The sequence below is a fragment of the Phormidium sp. CCY1219 genome (assembly GCF_035615515.1).
GTDB lineage: Bacteria > Cyanobacteriota > Cyanobacteriia > Cyanobacteriales > Laspinemataceae > CCY1219.
In genome coordinates, this window is record NZ_JAJENT010000918.1 from 17,633 (window position 1) to 31,234 (window position 13,602).

Genomic DNA, 13,602 nt, shown 5'->3' on the forward strand with positions numbered 1-13,602 from the left:
TTATAGAAAACCGAAAAAAGTGACTAAATCGCCCACAATATCGCGATTAATAAATCAGCGGAATCAGCTTTTTGACTCGTTGGCGATAATCGAAATATTCCGGATATTTTTCGCTTAACCAAACTTCCTCGCGTCTGCTTTTGGCGTCGAGAAAGGCAAATAACAGGGCTACGCCGAGGAGGTGAGAGAGACTCAACTGCACCAAAGACCAGGCGATCGCGCCTAAAATCAAGCCACCATATAAAGGATGTCGCACGATGCCATAAATCCCGGTTTGCACTAACTCCCCATTTTCGGTGGGATAGGGCAAGGGGGTGAGATTTCCGCCTAAATCCAACAGTCCTTTTCCGATTAAAATCAACGCCACCAGGGCGATCGCACCGGCAACGCCCCAGAGGGCATATTCGGCGATCGCAGAAGGCAAGTTTAACCCCGGTGGGCGATAGGCGGGCAACAGCACAAATGCCACAATTAACACAGCTTGAGCCAAAAACCAATATTCGCCGCGATCGCCGCGCCAGCTCATCTCATTTAATCCCCATTTTGTCAAGAGCCTTCTCATCTTCCATCCTCCGTTACATAACTACATAGATTTTAATCTATTGTAACAAAAGGCGGGGTGTTAGGGGACGACACAGCCGCCCCGAGGCTATCGTTCCCCCCAGGGGGAACGAAGGGCAGCGCGCCTATAACCAAGGACGAGAAAGTTCCTCTAACTTCGCCACTTCATCCGCACTTAACTGCCAACCCAAAGCGCCGGCATTTTGGCGCGCCTGTGTGGCAGTTTTCGCCCCAGGAATCGGAATCACCCCTTCTTGGGCAATCAGCCAATTGAGCGCTACTTGCGCCGGGGTTTTCTCGTACTTGTCCCCCAACTCTCGCAATACATTCAGCAGGGGTTGGATCTTCCGCAACCCTTCTGGTTGAAAGCGCGAATCCCACTGACGCGGACCGGTGGGTTTTTTCCCGTCGGGGGTATATTTCCCGGTGAGCAACCCCTGCGCTAGGGGACTATAGGCCAGAATCACCACCCCCAATTCGCGGGCGGTACTCACAATGCCTTCGCTTTCCACTTTACGAGACAGCAGGGAGTATTTCACCTGATTGACTGCCAAGGGAATGCCGCGCGCGGCAAGGATTTGGTGGGCTTCGCGCATTTCGTCGGCGGAATAGTTACTCACTCCCACCGCTTCGATTCTGCCGCGTTCCACTTCATCCGCCAAGGCATTCATCAAGGTTTCTTGACTCATAAAGAAGGTAAACGGCCAGTGTACTTGATATAATGTTACCCGGGGCAATTGCAGGCGATCGAGACTTTCGCTCAGGGCGTCGGAGACGGCCCGACCTGTAAACCGCCAGGGATAGGGGGCGTATTTGGTGGCCACCTGCACGGGTTTGTCGGTTTGCTGGATAAACTGACCGAGCAATTTCTCGGATTCTCCCGGACCGTAAACTTCGGCGGTGTCGAAGAAGGTGATGCCGGCGTCTAGCGCCGCGTGAAAGGCTTCGGAAACCTCTGCCTGTCCGTAGTCTTTGCCATAGTTCCAGAAGAGTTTGTCTCCCCAGGACCACGCGCCAATACCAAGGGGCAAGACATGCGGTCCATTTTTACCAAGCGCGATCGTGTTCACGGTTCTGATGTCCTTACTCGTTTCTTTATTTGTAACGAATATTGGCTCAAAAGGGGAGACTGGGGCAACCCCAAAAGCCCGCATCCATTGTCAGGAGGGTGTTTTGCTCACCACGGACTGCCAATAAGGGTAAACGCGGACCAATAATACGGATGGTCAAAATAGTTTCGCTGAGTTCCCTGGATGAGTTCTGAGGGTAAAGGGAAGGTTCCTCTGGTTCCGGATAAGCGATCGCCTTCTATCCATACTTGTTTGTTTAACAGCGCCAGTTGCGCCTGTCGCAGGGCTTCGGCTTTGATGGGGGCGGTTTTCAACGCCTGGTAAAACTGGGTCATCAAGGCGAGGGTACCTTCATCGCTGACGGAAATCAAACTGGCGATCGCGGTTTGTGCGCCAATTTGTACCGCTAACCCGGCAAATCCTAACTCTGCTTCCGGATTGCCAATGGCTGTGCGACAAGCACTTAGTACCAACAAAGACAACGGCGGATCGTTCCATCCCAATTCCCGCAGTTGGGCTAAATTCAATTGCGTATCCCAAAGCTGAATATAAGAATTCCTGGGATTCCCGGCCTGAAAATTCGCATGAGTGGCTAAATGAACGATTTTATAGGGTTCGGAAGCGCGCTGGCGTTGTAAATTTTCTAGCGTAAATGCTTCATTTAAAAATGCTTCACCGGCCCACAGTTGGTTGGCAATGATGTCTATTTCCAGGGACACTGCAGGTAAGGGAGCTAAGCGGGTAAATTCTGAGGCTCCCATTGCCAAAATCGGCAAATTGCTGATATCTTGATAGGTGGGATCGGTGAGGTTTAAACTGGGAATCAAACCAACGCTATAATTCTCAATCAGAAATTGTTCGCCATCGTGTAAGGCGGCGATGGGCAACAAGCGCAATCCCTCATCCATCGAAAAGGCAATGGTGTCGATTCCTCGCGCTTCTAATGTGGGGGCGATCGGGGCAATCAACCACTGATAAAGTTGTTGAGCGAGGGGTAAATAATCCTGATTCTGGTATCGCGCCGAAAGGATAATTTCGGAAGAAAATTCTTGAACCTTTGCCAAGAGTTGCGCTCGATCGGCGTCGCGAACCACTTGATGAATCGGTTCTCCGTCGGGCGTCACCAGCAGTAAATCAACCGCTTCGCTATTAGAAATAACGTACAAAATTGCTGGAGTGGTGTTGGTGGCATTGGCGATCGCCTGCAGTTGTTCTACGATGTCTGTAAAGGAGACAAACTGGAAAGTAAACTCTTCTTGGAAGTAGTTTTGAAACTCTTGTTGGCGGAGGTTTTCAATTCCTTCAATAGCTTGCGGCAAATTTCTCAATCGAGCTAAACGTAAATTTTGCTCTATATCGAGCCGTTCTCGCAAAATGCGATCGCTCGGTAAAATACTCAAAATTCTTTGGCGCTTTTCCAGCTCAACAATCGGCTGAATTTCTGGCGGTTTTGTTAACTGATTGTTAACAAACTCATCGGAAATTTCCGGCAAACTTTCTTGCGGAGTGGGGAAAGGTTGCGGATCCGGGACGGGTTCGACGGGTCGAATGGCGGCGGAGAGCAGAGAAATATTCCCTTGAGTGAAAGAAAAGGGAAACGATCGCAATGGCAAAACCGTATTATTTGCCGCACCACTCAATGCACCCGCCGTCCCATTGGTTGTGGCATTTCCTACTACAAATGGCGCTTGTACGGTTTCGCTTCCGTGACGAATTTGCATCTCGCCTTCTTCCGCACTTCCGACCACCGACAGACTTGCTTCGGGAACGATTCCATCATCAAAGGTATCGATCGCCCGGAAAACGCGATCGGTGGCAATCTCCAATCTCCCCCCTACGGTTCCTCGCGCTTCGATCGCGCTGACTTGAATATCTCCCGGTGCTGTTAATCGTATATTCCCGGCGCTATTTTCACTGCCATTTGCGGTAATTTTCCCCGTATCAATCCCGGGGGCTAATTCTTCTCTGACACTCTCCGGACAAGCTTCGCAGGTGGCGAGGGTGACGGAACCGCCATCCACTGCGCCAGAAGCGTCGATCGCGGCGGTGGCGATCGCCCCTGATTCGCTAGTGAGGGAAATCTCACCGCCAGATGCGGTGGCGGAAGCGGTGTTCAGAGACCCGGTAGTAATCTCACTCTCGGAGACAATTTGCAAATCACCTCCCGGGGATGCAATATCACTTGTGGTAAGGGTACTCGTGCCACTGGTGAGGCGCAGATTGCCTTCCTCGGCGGTAAGATTGCCCACTGCAATTCGATCGCCGGCAATCAGCTCTAGAACGCTGCCTGCTGGTAGTTCCGAGGAAGGGAGAAGACTCACATCCCCCAAGGCGATCGCCTCGGTTGCGGACAGGATTATCTGTTCGGCGGTCATGGTGGCGGCGGCGGTCACATTGGCGGCATTTTCCACCGCGATCGCCCCTAACGCTCCATCCTCGGCACTTCCCACCGCTTCATCAAAACTCACACTGGCCTCTGGGGCATTCAGGATTAAATCGTTTCGGGCGTTGGTTGCGCTGTCCAGGGTACGGCCAAACGCAATCCTTCCCCCACCCAGGGTGGTCAATCCTACATTATCGAACAACCGCACTGCCCCGTTAAAGCTCATGTTCCCTACGGTAAAGATATCGCTGGTGAGTTCTACGGTTTCGGCAGCGATCGCCAAACTGCGGAGGGGAGTTGTTCCGCCCACCGGTTGGTTAAATCGCACGGTTCCCGGGGGGGCATTGACGGATAAATTGCGATCGCCATCTACGGTGCCATTAAAGGTGATGTTACTGGCCGTAAACGCAATATCCGCATTGAGAAAGATGTTGCCAAAAGTGAGTTTCCCTTCGGTGCTGATGCCGGCACTGAGAATTGTCGCTTCTGCGGCTTCGATCGCCAAGGTGGCATTATCGGAAAGGGTAATATTATCGTTCACCGCGATCGCCCCTTGGCCGATTGGCGATCGCAAAGTGAGCGGATCGGTGAACTCCACCCTTTCCGCCACGGCGATCGTGCCACTCCCATTCGTCGCGCCGATGGTAATATTGCTAAACCCATCTTGCACCAGGGCCAACTCTTCGTTGGTGATATCGAAAATTGCCTCACCGCTATCGCTTGTGTTAGCGAGGGTGATATTCCGGGTGGTATCGGTGGGTTGTAGCACCAGAATCCCGCTGCCGGTCACAGTTTCGTTCAAATTGATTTCGTTTCCGGTGAGGGTAATATTTCCGGTCCCCCCGCTCACCGCACTGAGGGTGAGGGTACTGGCCGCTTCTAGGGTAATATTACCGCCCCCGGTGCTGCTGAGCGATCGCAATTCCCCGGCGGCGATAATATTGCCACTGCTGCTGGTTGCCGTAATATCGCCGCCGTCGGTGGTCACGTTGCCGGTCACGATATCTCCCGGGGCGGATAAGATGACCGGACCGCCTGCAGTGGACAGGGAGTTAACGGTAATCCCGGCGCTGCTGGGCACGGGGCTACTGTTAAATAAGGTATCGGAAATTTGGCGATCGGGGGGCAGATTGGGGGCATTAGCGAGGGCAGTGCCCGATCGCAAAATTAAGGCGGCTGACCCGGTTAAAATGGCAATATCCGGATCGCTGCCGACGAGGGTGAGATCCGGTCCGGTGATGGTAATATTGACCCCGGTAATCCGCCCGCCGGCTTCTACTTTCAGGGAGGTGCCGGTATAGTCGCCAAAGGTCACATTTCCTTGTGAGGTAACGATCGGATCGTAGAAACTGATGAAGGTGCCCGGATTGCCGTTGGATTGCAGAATGGCGAAATCGCCGCCCGCGCTAAAGTGAGAATCCCCGGAGATGATGCCGTCGCTCACCAAGGTGATGTCTCCGAGGGCGCGAAAGGGTGAGGTGAGGCGACGGCTCCCTTCTACCTCGCCGATGCCGTTCAAGGCTAAAATATCGATGCCGCGATCGCCTTGTATCCGCAAATCGCCCCCGGCGCTGGCTAAAAACGGGCGATCGCGGCTATCGCGCACGCGCAGGGTCTCTCCCGCCTTCAGGGTTAAATCCCCAGTGGCTTGCATCTGGCTTTCTCTTAAAGTGAGCTGATTGGCCGCCCACAGCCCCAGGGTTTCGGCACTTATGTCAGTGCGAGACAGGGCGATATCTCCCAGTTCGATCGCAATACCCGAACCGCTTAGCACAATGGTGCGATCGCTGTTGACCTGGATGCCCGTGGCATGGGAAATCTCGCCCCCGGTGAGCAATTCCGGTAATGCCAGAGGGGCGATCGCTGTGGCAGAAGCGGGGGTGTGAGGTGCTGCGGGGGCTATCTCTAAACTGAGCAAATGGTGCGGTTGCGAAAGGCGCACTCGCTGCGTTCCGGGAACCGAGGCAATGGTAATATTGCCCCCAGGAACGGTGAGGCTGCCGGTATTTAAAATGGTGCCGCCTAATAACGTGAGATTTTGCTTCGGGTTGAGGGTTAAATCGGCAAAATTGGCGATCGCCCCCGGTTGCGGATTGCCAAAATAAAACGCTTTTGGCGGTCCGACTAATGCCGCATAATTATGATTTCCCACCGCATTAAACCACCCCGAATCAAAGCCAATTCCCGTGGCGGTGGTGGCTAAAAACGACCCGGGCACGTTTAACCGGGCATCCGGGCCAAAAACAATGCCCGCCGGGTTCATTAAAAATAAATTGGCATTTGCCCCGGTTATCCGAATTTCGCCATTAATTATCGAGGCATTTGCGCCGGTTACTCTTCCTAAAATATTCAGAATTTGGGGATTGGCGATGAAGTTGGCGGTGTGTTGCGCCGGGAGATTAAATTCAGTAAAACTGTGGAATAAATTGGCCCCATCTGCGGAGACTTGTCCCCCGGTAATCTGTAGGCGATTTCCCTCTGGAGTGACGCGGGTTCCGGTCCCATCGGCGGCGGGAACGATGGGTTGCGCGCGGACTATCTGCGGGTCGATGCAACAGAAGGCGATCGCCACAAGGCGGGCGAGATTTTGTAGCATTTGGCCCCTGGGTTTGGATTGGGGTTTGGCATGGTCGCGATCGCTCACCGTTTGCTCCCTCCTGCGATAAAATTCTCGCTGCATCCACTGTGGGAGGGAAAGTCCACTGGAAATCCCCGCCGGATCCAACTTTTTTCCTTTGGGGTTTTCCATTAGTCAACCACCTTGGCGAGAGTGTTGTTCTTTTAGCATACCCAAACCCGGCATTCCTGACAATTTTAATGCCCACTGGTCTGGGAATCGAGTTGCCCTCTGGTTTGGAGGGTTATTTGACCTGCGCTTTGCGAAGGTTTCTGGCGTTAGTCATCCCATTAAAGCTTAAAATTACTAAAATGTAAAGTCCGATTTTTTCACCAAAAATTTTATTCTCCCGCTGAGTATAAATTCCTGCCAGTTCTTTCAATCTATCGCGGTTTGTCCATATCCAGCAGAGGATCTCAGTTTCTTTCGTAGGATCCCCTTCCCGGGAAGATGAAGTCAGAGGGACGGAATCTTTATCTCACGCGGGTTTTGACAAAATTTGCCGCACAGTTCGCGTAACTTGGGATCGCAGGAGGGCGATCGCCAGGATTGCCGGTTTGGGTGGGTAAAATCCAGAGTTGGGCAGCGCACCGCGATCGCACAGGATGATGAGTTACCCGCCGTCGAAGGACTGTTTTGCCTCACGCACTTACCATAACCTTTGCCGCTTGTCAAGCACTTTTTTCCGATTTTATTTCTTCAATGCCTAATTGTACCTAGAGCGGGATATTAAGCTTTTGTAAATTCTTGTAAATAAACGATGACAGTTCCCCCAAGGGTAATGCATAACTAAAAGAGATACGCCAAATCGATAAACTCGGCAGTGACGGCGAAAGTGCCACTCACCCCGATCCTAGGCCGGAAGGCGGCAAGGCAAAACGCTCAACTATTATGACAGTTATTCAGGGCACATCAGTCGAAGACAGCTTAACCGGAACCAGCGCGGCAGATTTTGTATATGCATGGCCAGGAAACGACTTCCTCGATGGCGGGGCGGGCGACGATATTCTCTATGGAGATAAGGGAAATGACAGCATCCTCGGCGGGAATGGCAATGACTTGCTGGGGGGAAGTCAAGGAAATGACAGCTTGGATGGGGGTGAGGGCAACGATATCCTGTATGGAGGTGCGGGAGATGAGAGTTTAATCGGCGGTTTGGGCAGCGATCGCCTCGTGGGAGATGGGGGAAACGATACCTTTCTCCTCGACTTCGGTGGCGATACCGTCACTGGCGGAAAAGACCGAGACACCTACATCCTCGCCCCTACCCTCGGCGGCGACACGGAAGCGCAAGCGGCAATCGTCACCGATTTTAATCCTTCGGAGGATGAAGTGCAACTCACCGGGGGGTTAACCTTCGATCGCTTAAACATCTATCAAGGGATTGGGATTTATCGTAACGATACCATCATTCAAGATAAAGATACGAACCGATTTTTAGCCATTTTGCTCGGGGTTCCCACCCCCACCATGCTGCAAGCGGCGGGAATAGAACCCTCCCCCGAAGCGCCAGAAGAACCGGAAGCGCCCTTGCCCGATCTGTCGGTTTTCGGATCTGCGCCCTCGGACCCGGAAACGCCCCCACCTGGGGAACAAACCCCCGGGAACACCGCGCCCACGGATATTCTGCTCTCGAATCGCTCTATTGCCGAAAATAGTAGCGATGGAACCAGTATCGCTACCCTCTCCACCAGGGATGTGGATGCCAACGATACTCACAGCTACAGCTTACTCGATGATGCCGGGGGACGCTTTGCGCTGCAAGCGAATCAACTAATTGTTGCCAATGGCGAGTTATTGGATTTTGAGACAACCGAGACGCACAATATTACGGTACAAACGACCGACTCGGCGGGGAATACCTTCCAGAAATCTTTTACGCTGGAAGTAACCGACGCGATCGATGAAACCAACAATAACCCGCCTACGGATATAGGGCTTTCTAATACCAATATTGCCGAAAATAGTGCCGATGGCACAGTTATTGCCGCTTTATCTACGACGGATACCGATGTCGGCGATACCCACAGCTACAGCTTAATCGATGATGCTGGGGGACGGTTTGCCATTGATGGCGATCGCCTGGTGGTGGGGAATGGCGCGTTATTGGATTTTGAGAGTGCTGCCAGCCATAACATTATCGTACAGACCACCGATGGCGGAGGGCAGACCTTCGATAAAGTGGTGACGATCGAACTCACAAACGTGAATGAAGCCCCCACCGATATCGCCCTCTCTCAAACCAGTGTGGACGAACATAGCGCCAATGGCACCGATGTCGCCACCCTCTCCACCAGGGATCCCGATGCTGGAGATACCCACAGTTACTCGTTACTGGACACCGCTGGGGGACGGTTTGCGATTGAGGGCGATCGCCTGCAAGTCACCGATGGGAGTTTGTTAGACTTTGAGGAGATTACCAGTCATCAGATTACCGTGCAGGTAACAGACGCCCAGGGGCTAACTTTTGAAAAAGACTTAACTCTCACAGTTAATGATACGCCGGAACCGCCAGTGTTAGACTTGGACGGAACTGCCGACGAACCCGGTGGCGATCGCAATTTTTCCACTAACTTTACTGGAAATTCCGGGGCGGTGGCGATTCTAGACGCGGTTGCCCTGAGTCTGAGCGATGTGGATAGCACCGAGATGACAGGTGCCACCGTCACCATTACCAATTTACTCGACGGTGCGAATGAAGTGCTAAGTGCCACAACTGTTGGCAATATCGCCGCCAGTTATAGCAATGGCGTTCTCACCCTCAGTGGCACCGATACTCTGGCCAACTATCAGCAGGTGCTGCGAAGCCTCACCTATAACAATACTGCCGCTTCTCCCAATCCCTTGGCTCGCACAATCGAATTTACCGTCACCGATGGCAGCACATCCAGCAGCGTTGCCACCACCACTCTGAATATTGGCCCGAATACGCCACCGGAATTAGACCTGAATGGCAACAATGTGGCAGGCATCGACTACGCGGCAACATTTATCGCCAGTAGCGGTGCAGTGGCGGTGGTAGACAGCAGCAGTCTCGCGGTCACTGATGTTAATAATCCTTCCTTAAGTGCGGCTACCGTCACCATTACCAACTTGCTGGATGGAGGTGCGGAATCCCTCGGGGCAACCACCACTGGCACGAATATTACCGCCAGTTACGATTCGGCCACGGGCATTTTAACCTTAAGCGGCACGGATACGGTGGCGAACTACCAGCAAGTGCTGCGAAGCGTTATCTATAATAACAGCAATCCCCTGCCAGATGCAACCCCGCGCAGCATTGCGTTTGCGGTGAATGATGGCACTACAGAGAGTGTAGTGGCGACAACTACTCTGACTATAAATACCGATGCGGACTTACAGCTTACCAATAGCGTCAGCAATCCCACACCGGCGATCGGGGAGACCCTGACGTTTACGGTAGCACTGACGAATAATGGTCCGGCTGGAGCAACGAATATTGCCATCACCAATCTTTTGCCTGGAGGGATGGAAGGAGTGACGGTAACTCCGTCTAGCGGCACCTACGACGAGAATACCGGGATTTGGACCGTGCCTTCTTTAGCCAGTGGAGGTAACGCGACTCTCACAATTAGCGGCAGGGTGCAGAGTTACGGCACCCTTGTCCATACCGCAGAAGTGAGTGCAGTAGACCAGCCAGATCCGGATGCCACGTCGAATAATTTCATCCCCACAGAAGATGATATTGCCAGCGATCGCGCCACCATCCCTCTGCCAGCCACGGGAATCGAACTGAGTGACGTGATGGCAGGGATTGGCGGTTTTGGGAATAGCGGCATTGATGGGGGCGATCGCGCCGGTCTCCCTGTGAGTAGTGCCGGCGACGTGAATGGCGATGGCTTGGATGATGCGATCGTCGGCGCATACCGTGCCGACCCCGGGGGGAACAACTTTGCCGGGGAATCTTACGTGGTGTTTGGCAAAACCGATAGCACCGCCGTGGATTTCAGCGATATAGCTGCCGGAAGTGGCGGTTTCCTCATCAGTGGCATCGATGAAGATGACTTATCTGGTGTCTCACTCAGCAGTGCCGGCGACGTGAATGGCGATGGTTTGGACGATCTGATTGTCGGCGCATGGCGTGCCGCACCTGGCGGGAACACCGAGGCGGGGGAATCCTATGTGGTGTTTGGCAAAACCGATGGCACAGCCGTGAATTTGAGCGATATAGCTGCCGGCACTGGCGGGTTTATCGTTAATGGCATTGATGCGAATGACAGGTCTGGTGCCTCACTCAGCAGTGCCGGCGACGTAAATGGCGATGGTTTGGACGATCTGATTGTCGGCGCATATTTTGCCGACCCCGGCGGGAATAGTGCTGCTGGAGAATCCTATGTGGTGTTTGGCAAAACCGATAGCACAACCGTGAATTTGAGCGATATAGCTGCCGGCACTGGCGGGTTTATCATTAATGGTATCGATACGAATGACAGGTCTGGTGCCTCAGTCAGCAGTGCCGGCGACGTGAATGGCGATGGTTTGGACGATCTGATTGTCGGCGCATGGGGTGCCGACCCTGGGGGGAACAACGTTGCCGGGGAATCCTACGTAGTATTTGGTAAAGCCGATAGCACAGCCGTGAATTTGAGCGATATCGCTGCTGGAAGTGGGGGGTTCGTTATCAATGGCATCGATGCTGGTGACCTCTCTGGTGCCTCAGTCAGCAGTGCCGGCGATGTGAATGGCGATGGCTTGGACGATCTGATTGTCGGCGCATGGGGTGCCGACCCGGGCGGTAACACCGAGGCTGGGGAATCCTATGTGGTGTTTGGCAAAACCGATAGCACAGCCGTGAATTTGAGCGATATCGCTGCTGGAAGTGGGGGGTTCGTTATCAATGGCATCGATACTGATGACGACTCTGGTCGATCGGTTAGCACTGTGGGAGACATGAATGGCGATGGTTTGGACGATCTGATTGTCGGGGCGAGGGGTGCCGACCCCGGCGGGAAAAGCTATGCAGGGGAATCCTATGTGGTGTTTGGCAAAACCGATAGCACAGCCGTGAATTTGAGCGATATCGCTGCCGGTACTGGGGGTTTCGTTATCAATGGCATTTCGGTGAATGACTACTCTGGTGGCTCAGTCAGCAGTGCGGGAGATATCAATGGTGATGGCTTTGATGATGCGATCGTCGGCGCACACCTTGCCGACCCTGGGGGAAATAGCAATGCCGGGGAATTTTACATTGTCTGGGGAGGGAATTTCACTAACTCGGTGAGTCAGCAGGGGGGGACGAATTCGGAATGGTTGGCGGGAACAACTGCGGCGGATGTGCTAGTGGGAGCGCAGGGGGACGATACCCTCATCGGTGGTGGCGCTGCTGACGTGCTTTATGGCGGCATCGGAGACGATTTAATCGGAATTGGCGATACCTCGTTTCAGCGGATTAAAGGGGGTGGCGGAACGGATACTCTGCGCCTGGATGGGGGGTTCGCTCTGGATTTGACGGCTATTGCTAACAATAAACTATCTGGGATTGAAGTTATTAATCTCAATGGCAATAACAATGAGTTCACTTTGGATAGTTTTGATGTGAAGGCGCTGTCTGATGTGACTTCTAACGGGTTAACGCGGTTAATCGTCGATGGGGTAGCGGGGAATTCGGTGAGTTCGACTGGTGGCTGGGTATCTGGTGGTATCACTTCATCGGGAACGAACGCTTATAACACTTACACTCTCGATGGTGCGCTGTTGTGGGTAGATACAGATGTGGCGCAGGCGATTAGTTAGTTTTTCCCGAAGATCCGGCGTGGGATTAATCCCACGCCTCATAGCTCAAGTCGGTTAAAAACCGACTGAAATAGCGGTTGTTGCTCCAAATCAGAGTGTTAAGATGAGCGATCGCCTGTTGAATTTGCGAGGGATATGATGTCTTTAGAAATTATGGGTTCGCGCCAGTTTCCCGAGTGGCTGTACCAACACCACGTCAGTCTGGCTTTTACCACCTACCAAACCGGAAAGCTATTTCTCATCGGGTTGCAACCGAATGGGCGGTTATCGATTTTCGAACGCACGTTCAATCGGCCAATGGGGTTATCGGCGTCGGCAAATACATTATTTGTGAGTTCGCTCTATCAGTTGTGGCGGTTTGAAAATGCCCTAGAACCGGGACAAGTGCATCAGGGATACGATCGCCTCTACGTTCCGCAACTCGCCTATACCACTGGCGATTTAGACATTCACGATATTGCCCGCGATCGCACTGAAACCCCGATTTTTGTCAATACTTTGTTTAGCTGCTTGGCAACTGTCAGCCACACGCACAGTTTTATCCCCTTCTGGCAACCGCCGTTTATTTCCAAACTCGCCCCCGAAGATCGCTGTCACTTGAATGGGTTAGCGATGGACAACGGAACGCCGCGCTACGTAACGGCAATTAGTCAAAGTGATGTGGCGGATGGGTGGCGCGACAGACGGCACAATGGCGGTTGCGTTATCGATGTGAAGGGCGATCGCATTCTGTTAGACAATCTCTCCATGCCTCACTCGCCGCGTCTGTATCGGGATAAACTGTGGTTGCTCAATTCCGGGACGGGATATTTCGGTTATGCAGATATCAACGCTGGTCGATTTGAACCCGTTACCTTTTGTCCGGGATACTTGCGCGGGTTGGCGTTTTACGAGGATTTCGCTGTAGTCGGCATCTCCAAACCTCGCCACAATAAGACGTTTAGCGGTTTACCTTTAGACCAAGCCCTGCAAGACAAAGGCGCAGACGCACGCTGCGGTTTGCTGGTTATCGATGTGCGAAGTGGGGATATCGTTCATTGGTTGCGATTGGAAGGCAGTTTATTTGAGGAGTTGTATGACGTAGCCGTTTTACCGGGGGTGCGCCGTCCGATGGCGATCGGAGTAAAAACCGATGAAATTTGCCGCCTGATTACGATTGGCAGTTGGCCCACTCAGCAAAAGTGAGAATAGGGTATAAAAAGCAGCAACGAGCATCC

5 protein-coding genes are annotated in these 13,602 nt (G+C 52.9%); 2 read left to right on the forward strand and 3 right to left on the reverse strand.

The features are described 5' to 3' along the window. Positions 1–46: 46 nt before the first annotated feature. From LKK83_RS30070 to LKK83_RS30080, 3 genes are all read right to left on the reverse strand, one after another. Positions 47–562 carry a methyltransferase family protein gene (locus LKK83_RS30070; RefSeq protein WP_324635148.1) on the reverse strand — a complete coding sequence of 172 codons (516 nt, stop codon included), beginning with the start codon at positions 560–562 and terminating at the stop codon, positions 47–49. 124 nt (positions 563–686) lie between these two features. Then, the gene (locus LKK83_RS30075) at positions 687–1,631 is read right to left on the reverse strand and encodes an aldo/keto reductase (RefSeq protein WP_324635149.1); all 945 of its coding nucleotides are present in this window, start codon (positions 1,629–1,631) and stop codon (positions 687–689) included. Positions 1,632–1,738: 107 nt separating this feature from the next. After that, a complete protein-coding gene (locus LKK83_RS30080) occupies positions 1,739–6,763 on the reverse strand; it encodes a CHAT domain-containing protein (RefSeq protein WP_324635150.1) in 5,025 nt (1,674 codons plus the stop codon). A 759-nt stretch (positions 6,764–7,522) separates the two neighbouring features. Here LKK83_RS30080 and LKK83_RS30085 point away from each other — a divergent pair. Both LKK83_RS30085 and LKK83_RS30090 read left to right on the forward strand, forming a co-directional pair. Continuing rightward, positions 7,523–12,385, forward strand: a complete 4,863-nt coding sequence (locus LKK83_RS30085) for a beta strand repeat-containing protein (RefSeq protein ID WP_324635151.1) — start codon at positions 7,523–7,525, stop codon at positions 12,383–12,385. Between the two features lie 135 nt (positions 12,386–12,520). Continuing rightward, complete coding sequence (locus LKK83_RS30090; RefSeq protein WP_324635152.1) at positions 12,521–13,570, forward strand: TIGR03032 family protein; 1,050 nt, start codon at positions 12,521–12,523, stop codon at positions 13,568–13,570. The last annotated feature ends 32 nt before the right edge of the window (positions 13,571–13,602 follow it).